Source organism: Streptomyces sp. NPDC057136 (assembly GCF_042670885.1).
In the GTDB taxonomy this organism is placed as follows: Bacteria; Actinomycetota; Actinomycetes; order Streptomycetales; family Streptomycetaceae; genus Streptomyces.
The window spans coordinates 23654-41045 of the sequence record NZ_JBHUUV010000041.1 but is presented as its reverse complement, the minus strand read 5'-3'; the positions used below and the strand labels follow the sequence as shown (position 1 = coordinate 41045).

10 protein-coding genes are annotated in these 17392 nt (G+C 70.1%); 8 read left to right on the top strand and 2 right to left on the bottom strand.

What is annotated here, in order from left to right; all coding sequences use genetic code 11:
- Positions 1-21 precede the first annotated feature (21 nt).
- From ACFT7S_RS33005 to ACFT7S_RS32980, 6 genes are all read left to right on the top strand, one after another.
- The gene (locus tag ACFT7S_RS33005) at positions 22-2130 is read left to right on the top strand and encodes an alpha-galactosidase (RefSeq protein WP_382738284.1); all 2109 of its coding nucleotides are present in this window, start codon (positions 22-24) and stop codon (positions 2128-2130) included.
- A gap of 74 nt (positions 2131-2204) precedes the next feature.
- Positions 2205-3269 (top strand): LacI family DNA-binding transcriptional regulator, encoded by a 1065-nt coding sequence (locus ACFT7S_RS33000; protein WP_382738282.1) that lies wholly within the window; start codon positions 2205-2207, stop codon positions 3267-3269.
- 305 nt (positions 3270-3574) lie between these two features.
- Positions 3575-4909 carry an ABC transporter substrate-binding protein gene (locus ACFT7S_RS32995; protein WP_382738279.1) on the top strand — a complete coding sequence of 445 codons (1335 nt, stop codon included), beginning with the start codon at positions 3575-3577 and terminating at the stop codon, positions 4907-4909.
- A 9-nt stretch (positions 4910-4918) separates the two neighbouring features.
- Positions 4919-5869 (top strand): carbohydrate ABC transporter permease, encoded by a 951-nt coding sequence (locus ACFT7S_RS32990; RefSeq protein ID WP_382738276.1) that lies wholly within the window; start codon positions 4919-4921, stop codon positions 5867-5869.
- Positions 5866-6795, top strand: coding sequence for a carbohydrate ABC transporter permease (locus ACFT7S_RS32985; protein ID WP_382738273.1), 930 nt, complete (start codon positions 5866-5868; stop codon positions 6793-6795). Before ACFT7S_RS32990 ends, ACFT7S_RS32985 begins: the two co-directional genes overlap by 4 nt.
- Positions 6796-6899: 104 nt before the next feature.
- Positions 6900-11405, top strand: a complete 4506-nt coding sequence (locus ACFT7S_RS32980) for a Tat pathway signal protein (RefSeq protein ID WP_382738270.1) — start codon at positions 6900-6902, stop codon at positions 11403-11405.
- Between the two features lie 9 nt (positions 11406-11414).
- Here the strand turns inward: ACFT7S_RS32980 and ACFT7S_RS32975 are convergent, their stop codons facing one another.
- Complete coding sequence (locus ACFT7S_RS32975; protein ID WP_382738267.1) at positions 11415-12218, bottom strand: alpha/beta fold hydrolase; 804 nt, start codon at positions 12216-12218, stop codon at positions 11415-11417.
- A 137-nt stretch (positions 12219-12355) separates the two neighbouring features.
- On the opposite strand from ACFT7S_RS32975, the gene ACFT7S_RS32970 reads away from it, so the two are divergent.
- On the top strand, positions 12356-13030 hold the full coding sequence (locus ACFT7S_RS32970) for a ThuA domain-containing protein (protein ID WP_382738264.1): 675 nt from the start codon (positions 12356-12358) through the stop codon (positions 13028-13030).
- A gap of 47 nt (positions 13031-13077) precedes the next feature.
- Positions 13078-14328, top strand: a complete 1251-nt coding sequence (locus ACFT7S_RS32965) for an alginate lyase family protein (protein ID WP_382738262.1) — start codon at positions 13078-13080, stop codon at positions 14326-14328.
- Positions 14329-14384: 56 nt separating this feature from the next.
- Here the strand turns inward: ACFT7S_RS32965 and ACFT7S_RS32960 are convergent, their stop codons facing one another.
- Complete coding sequence (locus ACFT7S_RS32960; RefSeq protein ID WP_382738322.1) at positions 14385-17330, bottom strand: glycoside hydrolase family 2 TIM barrel-domain containing protein; 2946 nt, start codon at positions 17328-17330, stop codon at positions 14385-14387.
- Positions 17331-17392 lie beyond the last annotated feature (62 nt).

Sequence of the window (17392 nt, the reverse complement as noted above, 5' to 3'; positions counted from 1 at the left end):
GGCGCGGCAGGAGACGTAGCGATGATCGAGACCTGGGGCAACGAGGCCCTGACCCTCCACTTCACCACCGAGCCCGAGGGGCGGGTACGCCTCACCGGCCTCAACGGCTCCACCGCCGGCCGTGCGGCCCTCCCGCTCGTCGAGATCGAGCTCGCCGGACACGGCCGCAGCGGCACGTCCGGCACCCGGCACGTCGACAGCCTCGTGTCGGCACGGATGCGCTACGCCGGTCACGAGGCGACTGCCGAGCAGCTGACCGTACGGCTGCGCGACCCGGAGACGGACCTGCGGGTCGCCGCCCACTACCGGCTCACCGGCGCGCAGCCCGTCGTCACCGCCTGGGCGGAGATCACCGCGGGCTCCCAGGAGGTACGTGCCGAGAGCGTCAGCAGCTTCGTCCTCGCCGGCCTCGGCTCGGCGCTCGGCGCGCCCCGCTGGGAGCGCGACATGGAGCTGTGGACCGCGGACAACCCGTGGAGCGGCGAATACCGCTGGCGCGGCGTACCGCTCGCCGACGCCGGGCTGATCGACACGGGCATGACCCGCTACGGGCAGACGGGCACCAAGAACCGCATCGCCCTGACCGGGACCGGCTCCTGGCCCTCGTCCGAACGGCTCCCCATGGGCTGGCTGACCGGCCCCGACGCCACCCTGGCCTGGCAGATCGAGCACAACGGCTCCTGGCTCGCCGAACTGGCCGACCGGCACGACGAGCTCTACCTGCTGCTGTCCGGACCCGCCCAGCGCGAACACCAGTGGGCCGTGCACCTCGCACCTGGGGAGACCTTCACCACCGCCCGCGCCACCCTCGCGCTCGCCGCCGGCCGGGACGAAGCGCTCGCCGCCCTCACCGGCCACCGGCGGGCCGTACGCCGCCCGCACCCCGACACCGTCGAACTCCCCGTCGTCTTCAACGACTTCATGAACTGCCTGCTCGGCGACCCGACCACGGAACGGCTGCTCCCCCTCGTCCGGGCCGCCGCGGTCACGGGCGCCGAATACTTCTGTATCGACGCCGGCTGGTACGACGACGAGCGTGCGGGCCCCGGCGCGGGCGGCGTACCCGGCTGGTGGGACGCGGTCGGCGCCTGGGAGCCGTCCAGGTCCCGCTTCCCCGGCGGACTGGCCGAGGTGACCGACGCCATCAAGTCGGCCGGGATGATCCCCGGACTCTGGCTGGAGCCCGAGGTCGTCGGCGTACGCAGCGGGATCGTCCCCACCCTGCCCGACGAGGCGTTCTTCCGCCGGGGCGGCGAACGGATCACCGAATGGGGCCGCCACCAGCTGGACCTGCGCCACCCCGCGGCCGTCGCCCACCTCGACGCGGCGGTGGACCGGCTCGTCACCGAATTCGGCCTCGGCTACCTCAAGTTCGACTACAACATCGACATCGGCGCCGGTACGGACAGCTCCCCGCACGATCCCGGGCACGGCCTCCTGGAACACAACCGCGCCTATCTCCGCTGGCTCGACGGAGTTCACGACCGGCATCCCGGCCTCGTCGTGGAGGGCTGCGCGGCCGGTGGCATGCGCATCGACCACGCCACCCTCGCCCACGTCCCCGTCCAGTCGCTCACCGATCAGCAGGACGCCCTGCTCATCGCGGCCGTCGCCGCCGCCGCGCCCACGGCCGTACCTCCGGAACAGGGCGCCGTCTGGGCCTATCCGGACGCGGCATGGAGCGACGAGGAGATCACCTTCACGATGGTGTCCGCCATGCTCGGCCGGATCCACCTCAGCGGGCGCCTCGACCTGCTCGATCCGCGGCAGACGGGACTGGTCACCGACGCCGTCACGGCGTACCGCGGCTACCGCCGGTCCCTCGCCCATGCCCTGCCGTCCTGGCCGCTCGGGCTGCCCGGCTGGCGCGACGACTGGCTCGCCCTCGCCCTCGACACCGGCACGGAGACACTGCTCGCCGTCTGGCGCAGAGGAGGGGACGAGACCGTACGCGAACTGCCGGTGCCGGCCGGGACGACCCGGGTGGAATCGGTCTATCCCGTCGGTGCGCCGGGGGAGGCCGTCCTCGACCCCGTCGGCGGGAGGCTGCGGGTCACTCTGCCGTCGGCGCCGTCGGCGCCGTCCGCGAGGCTGTGGCGGCTGACCCGGGACGGGGCTCCACTATCGTGAGCGCACACGCAGCAGGCCGGGTGCCGGGACAGGGACTGATTCCGGGCCGGGGCAGGGGACAGGGGAACGGACACGTGGACAGAAAAGCGCCAGGCGCCACCGGCAGCGATGCCTCCACGGTCAGGGACGTCGCCAAGCGCGCCGGGGTCTCCGCTTCGACGGTCTCCCGCGTCCTGGGCGGCACGTATCCGGTGGCCGCGGCGACGAGGACCCGGGTGCTGCGCGCGATGCGTGACCTCGACTACGTCGTCAACGCACACGCACGCGCCCTCGGCGGCGCCACCAACAAAACAGTGGCCTTCGTCGTGGACGACGTCACCGGACCGTTCTACGCCCATATCGCCCGTGGGGTGGAGGAACAGGCGTCGGCCGAGGGCCGGTTGTGCATGCTCTGCACCACGCACGGCGACCCCCAGCGGGTGCTGGCCGTCGTCGAGATGATGCGCGAACAGCGCGCGGACGCGGTGATCGTCGTCGGCGGCGCCTGGGAGGACAAGACCTACCAGGACCGGATGACGCACTTCGCCCACGCTCTGGACCGGGCCGGGTCGCGCCTCGTGCTGGTCGGCCGCCCGCCGCTCGGCGAGGGGGTGCCCGCCACCGTCGTCGAGTACGACAACGAGGGCGGCGCCTTCGCGATGACCACCCACCTGCTGAGCTCCGGGCACCAGCGGATCGCCTACCTCGGCGTCGTACCCGGTCTGAGCACCAGCCGGCAGCGTCTCGACGGCTTCCACCGCGCGCACGAGATGCTGGGCCTCACCCCTGATCCCGACCTGCTCCGCGAGGGCAACTTCTCGCGCTCGTACGGCTATCAGGGGATCCGCAAGCTACTGGCCGACAAGGCCGACTTCACCGCGGTCTTCGCCGCCACGGACATGGTCGCCGCCGGTGCCATGCAGGCACTGCGCGAGGCAGGGGTGCGGGTGCCCGACGACGTGTCCGTGGTCGGGTACGACGACGTGCCGGTGGCGATCGACGTCGTGCCCGCTCTGACCACCGTCAGCATCCCGCACGAGGAGCTGGGCCGCACCGCGGTCCGGCTCGCGCTGCACCGGGACGAACTCCCGGAGAGCCAGCACCAGATGCTCGGTACGCACATCGTGGTACGCGGATCGACGCGCGGCCCCCGCCGCTGACCGTCCGCACGTCCGGGCCCGCACATTTCGAACCACCCGTACGCCCCGACAACGCGTCCCGCTCCGACCGTTCTAGAAACCGATCTCTGAGCAACTCCCGGCCACCGCACCCCGCTTGAGTGGCCGAAGCATGCCCTCAGGGACCCTGAACGGTTCGAAATATCGCACATGGAGCAGTTTCTTCCCCGTAACGCAAGATTTTCCCGTGTGACATCTTGCCCGGCCATGGACGCGGCTCTAGCTTCCATAGAGACCGATTTCTACGGTCACACCACCACCCCCAGAAGTATCCCCGAGGAGGGGTCATGAACGGCAAGCACCTGAGAACGGCCGTTGCGAGCGCTGCGGCGCTCTCCGTCGTACTGACCGGCTGCGGCAGCGGTGACGACACGGAGGACGCGGCCTCGAAGGGACCGGTCACTGTCGAATGGTGGTCGTGGGAGGAGAGCAAGTACACCGAGCCCGTGGCCGCGAAGTTCAACGCCACGCACGACGACATCAAAATCAAGCTCGTCAAGCAGGCCGACAATCCGGGCACCGCGCAGAACGTGCGCAATGTCGTCGCCTCGGGGAAGGACGTGCCCTGTCTGGTGAAGAACTTCGGCGAGGTGCCCGGCCTGGTCGGCGAGGGCCTGCTCTCCGAGATCACCGAGGAGTTCGAGCCGTACGCGAAGAAGGGCCTCTTCAACGAGGCGGCCCTGCCGGCCGTACAGGCGGGCGGCAAGTACTTCGCCGTGCCGACCGGCTTCAACCCCTCGTTCCTGATGATCAACCGCAAGGTGTACGACAAGTACGGCGTCCAGCCCCCGAAGACCTGGGACGAGCTGATCACCGCCGGGAAGGCGCTGAAGAAGCACGGCGTCTATGTGATGAACCTGGCCGGTGAGGACCCCTCGACGCTGGTCAACCTGGTTCAGCAGGCCGGCGGCACCTGGTACAAGCAGTCCGGTGACGCGTGGAAGGTGGACTTCCTCTCGCCCGAGACTCTCAAGGCGGCCGACATCGTGCAGCAGCTCGTCGACAACGACATGGTGGCCAACCAGACGTACCAGGACCGTCCGGCGCTGATCAACTACTTCGACTCCGGCAAGATGGTCTCGCTCCCCACCCAGACCTGGCAGCTGCCGAACTACGAGCTCAACTACAAGAAGTCGCTGGGCGACTGGGAGCCGATCGACCTCCCGCAGTTCTCCGACGCGGCGCAGTTCACCACCCCGGCGCACAGCGCAGGCAGCGGGCTCCTCATACCCAAGGGGTGTGCGCATGTGAAGGAGGCCGTCGAGGCCGGGGTGTGGATGAACAGCACCAAGGAAGCCATCGACGCCACCTACCAGAAGGACACCAAGCAGTACTCCTGGCCGGGCGCGCTTCCGGATGTGACGCCGTGGGTCGACTCCGCCGTCCCCGAGAAGCTCTTCGGTCCGCGCAAGGACGCCGCCAGGGGCGTGATCCTGAAGTCCGTCGAGGCTGCCAGGGACTCCTGGACCGTCGGCCCCAACTACACCGGTGTCTTCGCAGAGTTGCAGGACCAGTGGGCCCGCATCGTCACCAAGAGGACCACGGTGGAGCAGGCGCTGAAGCACCTTCAGGAGTTCACCGTCAAGGACCTGAAGTCGAAGAACATCAACGTCGAAGGCTGAGCCGCAACCGTGAGCCACACCATGGACGCCTCCGCCTCCACCGAGCCCGCCCTGCGGCCGCCGCGTCTGCGCTGGCAGCGGATCATGGCCCTCAAGGGGGCCTCGTTCACCGTCCCGTTCTTCCTCGGGTTCGCCCTCTTCACGGTCACCCCGATGGTCATGGCGCTGAAGGAGAGCCTGTACACGGAGAAGGGGTCCGGTCTCGGCTTCGGCGAGAAGACGGTCGAGTTCGTCGGCCTCGACAACTTCGTCCAGGGTTTCACGGACGACCGCTTCTGGGCCTCGATGCTGCGCGTCGCCCTCTTCGCGGTCGTCAGCATCCCGCTGATCCAGGTGGCCAGCGTGGGTCTCGCCCTGCTGCTGGACGCCGCCGCCCAGCGCGTCGCCGACCGATTCCGGCTCCCGCTGCTCGTCCCGTACATGATCCCGGGGATCGTCGCGACCCTCATCTGGATCTATCTCTACAGCCCCGCGGTCGGGCCCCTCACCCCGTTCCTCGCCCTGTTCGGCATCGACGCGGACTTCTACAGCGGCGAGCTGATCTGGGTGTCCATCGGCAATCTGATGGCCTGGAGCGGCATCGGCTTCAACATGCTCATCGTCTACGCGGCACTGCGCTCCGTCGACATGGGTGTCTACGACGCCGCCCGGATCGACGGCGCGTCCGAGTGGCGCATCGCCTGGTCGATCAAGGTGCCGCTGGTGCGCAGGTCGCTGGTGCTCACCTCCGTACTGAGCATCATCGGCACCCTCCAGATCTTCAGCGACCCGATGCTCTTCAAGTCGATGACTCCGGAGACCATCACCCGCGACTTCACCCCGATCATGGCCATCTACGACTGGGCCTTCCAGCAGGGCAACTTCAACTACGCGGCTGCACTGTCGATCATCCTGGCGCTGGTCGTCGGCGCCGCTTCCGCGCTCTTCTACCGGCTCACGAACAAGGCGCCCACCTCATGACAGCAACGCTCGACGACCCCAGGACGTCCCCCGTCAAGACCGGACGCCGCCGGCCGGTGGCCCCGCGCACCGGCACGGGCCGGGTCCGTCACACCACCCGTACCAAGGCCCTCGTCATCGGTGGCCTGGTGTTCTTCACCATTTACTCGCTGGCCCCCATCTGGTGGCTGATCGTCTCCGCGACCAAGAGCCAGCGCGACCTGTACACGACCAACGGCCTGTGGTTCTCCGAGATGCACCTCATGGACAACCTCCGGCAACTGTTCACGTACCAGGACGGCATCTTCCTGAAGTGGATGTGGAACACCATCTTCTACGGTGTCGTGGGCACCGCCGGAATGACGCTGCTCTGTGTGGCCTGCGGCTACGGCCTCGCGATGTACGAGTTCAAGGGCCGGGGCATCCTGATGGGCTGCATCATCGGCTCCTTCCTGGTGCCGCACGCCCTGCTCACCATCCCGTCCTTCCTGCTCTACACGGATCTCCAGATGATCGACACCCCCTGGGCGATCATCGCGCCGAGCTTCTTCAACGCCTTCTCCGTCTATCTCGCCAAGGTGTATGCCGAGGGTGCGATCCCGCCCGAACTGCTGGAGGCGGCCCGCATCGACGGGGCGGGGGAGTACCGCATCTTCTTCACCATCGGGGCGCGGCTGATGTCGACGGGCGCCGCCACCGTCTTCCTGCTCGGCTTCGTCGGCTCCTGGAACTCCTTCTTCGGGCCCCTGGTGTTTCTGCGGACGCCGGAGAAGTGGACCGTGATGGTCGGGCTCTACTCCTGGCTGAAGGTCAAGGTGGACGCCTCCGCCGACCTCACCGGCATGGTCGTCGTCGGCTCGATGCTGTCGCTCATCCCGATGGTCGTCCTGATGATCTCGATGCAGCGCTTCTGGCGCTCGGGCGTCACGCTCGGCTCCCTCAAGTAGCACCCTCCGCGGGACCCCCGTGCCCGGCGCCGTGCGCGCCGGGCCGGTCCCCCCTGCCCGCATGCGCACCCTTCCCTTCCCGCAGCTCTGAGAGGACGAACCCCATGAGCACCGAGATCAGCCGGAGATCAGTGCTGTGCACCGCCGCCGCCACGACCGGCACGATCGCCGCGAGCGGCTGGCTATGGACCTCCGGCATACCGGCCGCCGCTGCCGCCGAGACCGCTCCCGAGGCCCGTTCGGGCCCACTGGACACCCTGGACTTCGGCGAATCCGGCTCCGAGTCCGCGCACACGCTCGCCGCCGAATCGACCACGGTCACCGACGGCCACGCGGGCGACCGGGCCCGGGTCGCGCAGCCCCTCGCCACCCCCGACATCAAGGGCGGTGAACTCGTCTTCACGATGAGGACCGACCCCGTCGCGCAGAACTATCTGACGGTGAAGTTCTGGGGCGGTGACACCTCCACGTACAAGACCATCGCCTACATCAACGGCGAACAGATCGGCTACCGCCGCTCCGGCGACTACGAGGCCATCAACATCGGGGGCTCCCAGCCGCTGGTGGGCCGCTTCTTCTACAACACGGTGATGCTGCCCCTGGAGTCCACCCGGGGCCGGGACCGGGTCCGCATCACGCTGCGCACGTACGACAGCGGCTTTGCGAAGAACGTCACCGAGGAGTCGCGCGGCTACCACCGCGCCTACACCCACACCGGGGCCCTGCTGGACGTCACGGGCGAGCCGCAGGGTGACTTCACCCCGCCGGCCGAAGCCGTCGCCGACCTCTCCGACGTGCAGAAGCAGGCACTGGTCGACGGCTATCTGGCCGCCCAGATCAAGCTGTTCGACGACTACTCGGCCAAGGTCGACGCCTCGGCCGACGGGCGGCTCTCGATCGTCCGGTACCAGGACGAGCTGCGCTTCTACGCCTCCGCGCTCACCGCCGAGTGGTGCCCGGCGGCGACGCCCGAGGCGCGGAGGGCGGCCGTCGGGCGTGTCCTGAAGTGCGTGGACAACCACACCAGGGACTACTACGGCAACACGAAGCTGCTCGCCCGCGGTGGACACCAGGGCGACTGGGGCGGCTACTACGGTGCGCTCGGCGAGGCCCTCTACCTCGTCGAGAACCTGCTCGCCGACAACGATGTCTTCGGTACGGATGCGTTCGACGCCTACCTGGACGAGCCGTTCGTCACGGGGACGACGGAGGGTGACACCTCACTGGCGGACGTGGACTTCGACGGCGGGCCGCTCACCAGGCGCGCCGCTTGGGGCCGGGTCCTGAAGGCCAACTTCGACTACGCGCGCTCCCGGCTCTCGTACATCTACAACCAGGTGATGTACACCTACGAGGGCGCCTGGGAGGCCCACGAGGGGCTGCGGGTCATCGGGTCGGCGTTCTACGAGGGCAAGGAACGCAGCCACCGCATCGCCGGGGAGGCCCTCGGTTGGCTGCCGTTCCTGGGCGAGGAGGTCCTCGTCGGACCCGGGGGCCAGGAACTTGACCTCTACCACTCGCTCTTCTACCACGACAGCACGGCCCGCTGGACCGAGGACTACGTCCGCTACGTCATCAAGGGCCTCGCGAAGAGCAAGCGGGACGCCCGGGGGGACGTCGTACGGCGGCTGCCGTTCGGCAAGCACTTCACCACGATCAGCGCGGCCGGGCTGACCCGGGAGAACGGCTATGTCGCCAACTACGGCGAGTCGACGAACTACCTCCCGGAGTGGTTCCACCGCACCTGGGGCCACAAGGGCGACGAAGACCTCAACGACCAGATCCTCAAGCTCGCCCTGCGCAACCTGAACGCCCGCGGCCACGCCCGCCACACGGACCTCGACGACAAGCTCAAGCGTGTCATGCGCATGGAAATGGTGATCGACGAGCGCAACGCCAACTACCCCGGATTCCCCGGCTACGCGCTCCGTATCTCCGAAGGGAAGATCCTCAACTACGTCTCCCTCGAAAAGCACATGAAGGACCACGCCGACCGCTACCGGGGCGCCGGGTGGAAGGAGACCTGGCAGCACGCCCGCGCCGCCGTCGGATACGCCCAGCAACAGCTCGCCGATCACCAGTACTTCAACACCTTCTCGGCCGTCATGGCGAAGAAGAACTGCGACCTGAAGCTCGCCGCCACCTACGCCTACCTCAAGGACCGCGAACCGGCCGGCGTCGTCCACCCGCACACCGACTTCGCCTACTACACCCCGGCCGAGATCAAGGCGCTCGGCGTCGACCCGGCCGACTACACCCGCTTCGCCTGGGTGGACGTGGACTGCATGTTCGTCTCCCTGCGCGACGGCGACCTGCGGCTGTTCGGCCAGCTCAACGAGCGCCAGCGCGGCTTCGCCCGCAACGGCAGGCTGCACGTCATCAACGGCACGCACGACAACATCGTGCAGATCCAGACCAACGCCCGCTTCCGGTACGAGGACTACTGGGTCCGGCACGACAACATCGACGTCGACTTCATGGAGGACCAGCAGACGAAGGACGGCGCCGCACCCCAGGCCCTCGCCGGGGAGATCGCCCCGATCACCTTCCAGCCGGGCGTCGGCACCGTGCACCGCGACAACTTCGAGGCCGACACCGCCTACTCCGGCTACCCGGACCTGCTGACCGCCCGCTACGGCCGGTACCTCTTCGTCTTCAACACCACGCGCGCGGTGTACGGGAACGAGCAGACCTTCACCGTCGAGCTGCCCTCCGACCACCCCGGCGCCACCGTCGTCGACCTGGTCACCGGCGACGAACTCCCCGTCGTCAAGGGCGCGGTGGAGATCGCGCCCCGGCGGGGCTACGTACTCAGGCTGGCCGAAGCCTCCGACCAGGGCGCCCCGGCACCCGCTCACGTCGACTTCGTCCACACACTTCCCGGGGACGGCGCCGTCGCCGTGACCTGGCAGACCACCGCGAGCGCCACCCACTACGAGGTCCGCAGGGCCGGCCGCAGCCGCGGCCCGTACGCACTCCTCGCACCCAAGGCGAGCGGCCGGTACTTCCTCGACTCCACCGCACGGCCGGGCAGCACGTACTACTACACCGTCACCGCCGTGAACGCACACGGCCGGGGCTGGGCCTCCCATGCCGTGCGCGCGGCACTGAAACCCTCCGCCTCGCCCGGTCTCGTCCGCTCCGGCTGGCGCGACGACGCGTTCGGATCTGCCAGGGACGGCAGCACCACCGCCCGCGGCACCACCTTCCGGGTCATCGGAGCCAAGGGGGCCGGACCGGCCGAAGGCGACGACAACCGGCTCCTGGAACGGGACATCGAGGACGCGCTCCACTACGTCAGCCGCCCAGCCGAAGGCAGTTTCGCCCTCACCGCGCGCATCGACGCCCATCGGGGCCCGCTCACCGGACTGATGCTCCGCGACCGGACGGCCGCCAACGCCCGCTACCTCTCCTTCGGCCCCGACGCCGACGGAAACCTCGTTCTGCGCAACCGGACCCGCGACAGCCGCCACGACTGGCAGGACGACCTGCGCAGCCCCCTGACCGCGGGGCCGACCGGCCACACCGTGGCGGCCACCCCATATCTGCGCCTCGTCCGCGACCTGTCCACCCACCGCGTCCAGGCGCAGGTCAGCGCGGACGGAAAGCTCTGGACCTCGATCGGCTCCCTCTTCACCCCCCTCCCCTACGCCGTGCACACGGGTCTCTCCGCGACGGGCGACGCCACCTTCGGCGCGGTGGCCCTCGACCCGGTCCCGGCGAACTCGGTGCTCGCCTTCGTGGAGCGCACGGGCGATACCGCGGTGATCCGCTGGAACAAGCCGGAGGACGCCGTCGCGTTCACCCTCCACCGCACCACCGACCCGACGAAGAAGCTCGCGGACTGGGAAACACCGGTCACCTCGACCACCGCCTTCGCCCACACGGACGAACGGCTCCGCCACGGCACGCGCTACTACAAGGTCACGGCAGCCCTGGCGGGCGGCGGCACCCGCACCACCACCGATGCGGTGGCCGCCCGCGCCCAGACACTCGCCGAGGTACTGGCCGACGCCGGCCGGAAGGACCCGGCCGACTGGACGAAACGCAGCTACGCCGCGTTCACGGCGGAGATCGCCCGCATCGGGACGGCGGGCGGCAAGCCGGGCGCGGACGAGGACGCCTTGATCGACGCGGTCCACGCCGCGTACGAACTCCTCGTGCCCATCGACTCGTTGCTGCGCAAATTCCCGGTCACCCCGGCGATGGTCGTGGCATCGACCGTCGAATGGCCGGGGACGGGCACCAAGGCGTCCAACGGCTGGCGCGCCTTCGACGGCAGCGCCACCACCTACACGGACACGCTCGCGGCCGAGAGCTGGATCGACATCGACGCGGGTGACGCCGGGCCACTGACCGTCGACTCCCTGCGCGTCCTGCCCCGCTCCGGCCAGGCCGCCCGCGCCAGGGGCACCGTCCTCCAGGGCTCGGACGACGGCACGGACTGGACGGCCCTGCACACCATCGGCGAGGTCACGGACGGCCAGTGGTACGAGGCGAAGCTCGCCGAACGGGCCTCGTACCGCAGGCTCCGCCTGTACGACAACCACGACGGCCGGGCGAATCTGGCCGAGGTGGAGTTCTGGTCCTACCTGCCCGACGAGGACTGACGGAAGGGATCAGGAACCGTGCGGGGATGGGAGGGCACGCGTCCACTCGTCGGCCAACTCGACGAGTGCGCGCGGCCGTTCCTCGTGCAGATAGTGGCCGCAGCCCTCCCACTCCACGGTCCGCGACCACGCGGGGGCAGCCGTGGTCCGCTCCCAGACGGCTGCCCGGTGCGTCGCGTACACCGCGAGGACCGGGCAGCGCCGCCGCGCCAGATACGCGGCGGCGGCGTCCCGCGCCCCGAAGGCGTCCGGCGCCAGATACATGCCGTCGCGGCTGAGCGCCAGAACCTCCGGGTTCATCGCGCCCATCAGTGTCTCGTGCCGGGCCCGGACGGCCCGCAGGCCGTCCGGTGCATCGGCGCGGAAGGCGCCGGCGAGGAACCGCACCGCCCAGGCCGGGCCCTCGGCGCGCAGCGCGCGCTGCTCCCCGGGGAGGCGTTGAAGCTCCGCCGCGTCCGCCCCGTACGCCGGATCGAGAACCACCAACGCCCGTACGAGCCAGGGGTGTTCGACGGCGAGAGCGGTGACGACCTGGCCGCCCATGGAATGGCCCACGGCCACCACCGGTCCCGTCCCCAGCTCATCGAGCAGCGCGGCGAGGTCGGCCGCGTAGTCGCGGGGGCCGTAGCCGGACCGGGGGCGCGGGGAACGGCCGTGACCCCGCAGATCGGGAACGACGACACGGCGGTGGACCCACAGCCGGCGGTGCGCGGACCACTCGGCGCCGTCGCCGCCCCAGCCGTGCACCAGCAGCAGCGTGGGGCCATTTCCGGGCCGATCGGTGTGGTGGAGGTGGACCGGGTGCGGTGGCATGGAGGCGAGCGTAAAGGGTCGCGGTCTGGGACGGCTGGTGGTCCGGCCGAGCGAAAGTTTCGTATCACGGGCTTCGGTGCGACTCCACGTTCCCGCGCCGCACATCATGGGGGATCGCCCTCGTCCCCGGAGCACGTATGCCCTCCCGCAGCTTCTCCGCAGTGCTGGTCTTCACCCGGACCACCGCCTACCGGCACGACTCGATCCCCGACGGGATCGCCGCGTTCCAGGAGCTCGGCGCGGAACACGGCATCGCCGTGCACGCCACCGAGGACCCCGACGTCTTCGCGGACGGACTCGGCCCGTACACCGCCGTGGTGTTCCTCTCCACCAGCGGCGACGTCCTCACTGCCGCGGGGTGCACCGGGCTGCGGGCGCACTGCGCGGGGGGCGGCGGCTTCATGGGGGTGCACGCGGCGGCCTGTACGGAGTACGACTGGCCGTTCTACGGCGCGCTCCTCGGCGCCCGGTTCGCCCGCCACCCGGAGCTTCAGCCCGGGACCGTCACGGTCGAGGACCACGACCACCCCGCCACCGGACACCTGGGCGCCACCTGGGACTTCACCGACGAGTGGTACGACTTCCGCACCAGCCCGCGGTCCACGGTGCGTGTCCTGGCCTCCGCCGACGAGTCCAGCTACGAGGGCGGCGGCATGGGCGCCGACCATCCCCTCGTCTGGACCCACGAACACGAGGGCGCCCCCGTCTTCTACACCGCGCTGGGCCACACCGGCGAGGCGTACCGCGATCCGGTCTTCCGTACCCACCTCCTCGGCGGCCTGCGCCACGTGACGAGGCAGCACGGCGGCTGAGGCCCCCAACCCCCCTCAACACCCCCCACCTGAACGGAGATCCCCCCATGTCACGACACTCCACCCGCCGCGCACCCACCCACCGGCTGAGCCGCCGCAGCCTCCTCGGACTCACCGGCGGCCTCGCCGCCGCCGGGGCCGTCGGCGGCGCAGCGGCCCTGTTCACCGGTGTCACCGCCGGCGCCGCACCCGCCGTGTTCACCCACCCCGGCATGCTGCACGCCTACGGCGAGCTCAACCGGGCGAAGGTACGGGTCGCCGCGGGGAACGATCCCTGGCTGGCCGGCTGGCAGCGACTGACGGCCAACCCCCACGCACAGTCCACCTGGACCCCCAACCCGCGCGAGACCGTCATACGTGGTGGTACCGGGGAGAACTACGGCACGCTCTACAACGACATCCACGCCGCCTACCAGAACGCGCTGCGCTGGAAGATCGCCGGGACGACCGCGCACGGCGACTGCGCCCGCGACATCATCAACGCCTGGTCGGCCACGCTCACCGGCATCACCGGAAACGCCGACCGGTTCCTGGCCGCGGGACTGTACGGCTGGCAGTTCGCCAACGCCGCCGAGCTGATGCGCGACTACCCGGGCTTCCGCCTGGACGCGGCCCGCACGATGCTGAAGAACGTCTTCCACCCGCTCAACGAGCAGTTCCTCACCGGCCACAACGACGCCTGCATCACCAACTACTGGGCCAACTGGGACCTCTGCAACATGGCCTCGGTGATGGCTATCGGCATCCTCTGCGACGACGCGGCCCTGTACGACCGCGCCGTCGACTACTTCAAGAACGGCGCGGGCAACGGCTCGATCAAGAAGGCCGTCCCCTTCGTGTTCGGGGGAGCGGACGAAGGACTCGCGCAGTGGCAGGAATCCGGTCGCGACCAGGGCCACACCATGATGGGCATGGGACAGATGGGGGCCATATGCGAGATGGCCTGGAGCCAGGGCGACGACCTCTACGGCTATGACGACAACCGGTTCATGAAGGCCGCGCAGTACGTCGCCAAGTACAACCTCGGCCAGAGCGTGCCCTTCACCACCTACGGGTGGGGCACCGGTCAGAACTGCGCCTACCGGGAGCACACCGTCGTCTCCGACATCTCACGCGGACAGGTCCGGCCGGTGTGGGACATGCTCCACTACCACTACGCACGCCGCCGCGGCCTTGCCGTCCCGTACATCACCGCCATGGCCGAGAAGAGCAGGCCCGAGGGCGGTGGCGGGGACTACGGGCCCAACAGCGGTGGCTTCGACCAGCTGGGATTCGGGACCCTGCTGTACGCCAAGTGATCCCCGGGTCCGGGTGCGCGTCCCCTCCCCCGAAGGGGACGCGCACCCGGACCGCGTCAGACCTCCAGTGCCCGGAATCCGACGGTCAGGACCGCAGGACCCGGCAGCAGCCGGTGTGCGGGCAGGACGCCGGGGCCGCACGAGGCGCTGCCGATGCCCTGCTGGGCGAGGTCGAGATGGAGGTGCACGGCATCGCCCGTGACCAGATCCGTGGGATGCCCGGCCGCGTCCAGCTCCTCGCTGGTCCAGGGCCGTGCCGTGAGGGCGACGTGCGGGGCGCCCAGGACGAGCAGCCCCGCCCCCTCCCCGTCCGTCAGCCGTGCCCACCGGACGTCCGCGCGGCTGCCGTTCTCCTGCGGGAAGAGATACGGGGTCTGCAAACCCTCGACCGAGGACGTGAACCGCCCCACGCGGGCGGCGGCACGGGTGTCCGCGTACGCCTCACCCGGGCCCGCACCGAACCACGTCACGGTCGAGAGCGCACCGGCGACGGCGGCCCGTACACCGAGCCGGGGGAGGGGGAACGGCCAGTCGCCCTGCGGCCGTACCTCCAGTCCGAGCCACAGCTCGTCCGGCGCGTCCGCCCGCACCGACCAGCGGTAGTCGGCGGCCATCGAGGCATCCGTACCGGCCGCCGCCACCCGGGTCCGCACCACGAGCCCGGCACCGTCGAACTCCACGGCGAGCACCTTGTGTTCCAGCCGGTCGAGACCGGCCGCACGCCACTTCTCGGCGACCGAGCCGCGCCAGCCGCGCAGATCGTTGTCGGTCGGCGCACGCCACAGATCCAGCCGCAGACCCTCGACGGCATGCGCGCCGACCCGGATCAGCCGGCCGGTGCGTTCGTCGAACGCGGCCGGTCCGAGCGTGACGATGTCGCCGTCCCGCACCGGGGCGAGTGCCGGCCCCTGCGGCCGTGCAGTCGGGGTCGACGCCAACTGGTGCTGGGACCAGGTCACTTCGTGGCCGGCGGCGCCCCAGGGCTGGTCCTTGGCGAGTACCGCGCGCGCGGTGAGCCACCGCTCGCCCTCGGCCGCGGTGGCGGTGAACTCCTCGGGCCAGGAGATGAAGGCGCTCTCGCCCGCGGCCACCGACGGGACGCTCAACTCGCCCTTGGCGCACGGCTTTCCGTCGTCCTCGATCTGCCAGATCCAGCGCAGATGCCCGGTGTCCGCGAAGTCCTGACCGTTGCGCACGGACACCGTACGGGCGTCGGCGTCGATGCCGATGGTCACGGGTTCGATGACCTTCTTGTACTCCACGAGCCCCGGGGACGGCGTCCGGTCGGGGAAGACCAGACCGTCGGCGACGAAGTTGCTGTCGTGCACGACCTCGCCGAAGTCGCCCCCGTACGCGAAGAACTCGCGGCCGTCGGCAGTACGCTGCCGGATTCCGTGGTCGACCCACTCCCAGACGAATCCGCCCTGGCAGCGCGGGTGTTGCTCGAAGAGGCGCTGGTACTCGCTCAGTCCACCCGGGCCGTTGCCCATGGCGTGCGCGTACTCGCAGAGGATGAACGGCAGCCCGCGCCGGTGTGCGTCCAGTTCCGGGTCGGTCGTCGGCTCCTCGGCGCGGCGGCCGATCCGGTCGGTCTCGTCGTGGTCGGCGTACATCCGGCTGTAGACATCGACGTAGCCGCTGTCCCAGTCGCCCTCGTAGTGGATCGGGCGGCCGGGGTCGCGCTCGCGTGTCCACTCGGCCATGGCGCGGAGGTTGTCGCCCGTGCCCGCCTCGTTGCCGAGGGACCACATGATGACGCTGGGGTGGTTCTTGTCGCGCTCGACCATGCGGCTCATCCGGTCGAGATACGCCTCCCGCCAGCGCACGTCGGCGCTCGGGTTGTCCCGCCATCCGACGAGGTGGAAGCCGTGTGTCTCCAGATCGCATTCGTCGATCACCCAGAGACCCAGCTCGTCGCAGAGCGAGAGGAAGGTCCGGTCCGGCGGGTAGTGGCTGGTGCGGACGGCGTTGATGTTGTGCTGCTTCATCAGCTCGATGTCACGCAGCATCGTCTCGCGGTCGAGCGTCCGGCCGGTCTCCGGGTGCCACTCGTGGCGGTTGACCCCGCGCAGCAGGATGCGCCGGCCGTTGACGGTCAGCAGACCGTCGGCGACCTCGACACGACGGAAGCCGATGCGGAGCGGGACGCGTTCCGTATCGGTGACGAGCACGGCGTCGTACAGCCGGGGGGTCTCCGCGGTCCAGGGTTCGACGGGCAGCCGCGCGCTCTCGCCGACGGCCAGGTCGAGCGCCAGCTCCGGGACGGTGACCCGGGCGCCGGGGCCCGCGTCGGCGTCGACGCGCAGCATGCCCTCACCCGACACATGGTCGAAGTCGGCGTGGACGAACAGGTCGCGCACCCCGCCGTCCGGGCGGTGCAGCAGCCGGACGGAACGGAAGATCCCGGAGACCCACCACATGTCCTGGTCTTCCAGATAGCTGCCCGCCGACCACTGGTGCACCCGTACGGCGAGGACGTTGCGGCCGGGGCGCAGCTCCCCGGCCGTATCGAATTCGGTGGGCAGCCGGCTGCCCTTGCCGTCGCCGAGCCGGGTCCCGTTGAGCCAGACGGCGAAGCAGGAATCGACGCCCTCGAAACGCAGCACACTCGCGCCGCCCGTGCCGGGCCAGTCCTCGGGCAGGGCGAACGCGTACCGGTACTCACCCGTGGGATTGGCATCGGGCACACGGGGCGGGTCCACGGGGAAGGGGAAGACCTGGTTCGTGTAGGCGGGCGCACCACGGCCGGGCGGGCCGGGAATCCCGTCCAGCTGCCAGCAGGAGGGTACGGCGATGGTCTCCCACTCCGCCGTGGAGAGCGCCGGGTCCTCGAACCCCGGCGTCAGATCGTGCGGCCCGGCGGCGAGCCGGAAGCTCCACACGCCGTCGAGTCCGAGGACCGCCGCGTCGGAGGCGAAACCGGCACGCGGCGCGAGACGGCCCTCACCGGGGGAACGGCTTTCCACGTAGTCGAAGTTCTCCACGGAGTCGACGTTTTCCACCTGGTCGACTCGGAGGCGGCCGGAGCCGGAAACGGGAGGGGTGCCGGGGTCGGCCGAGGAAC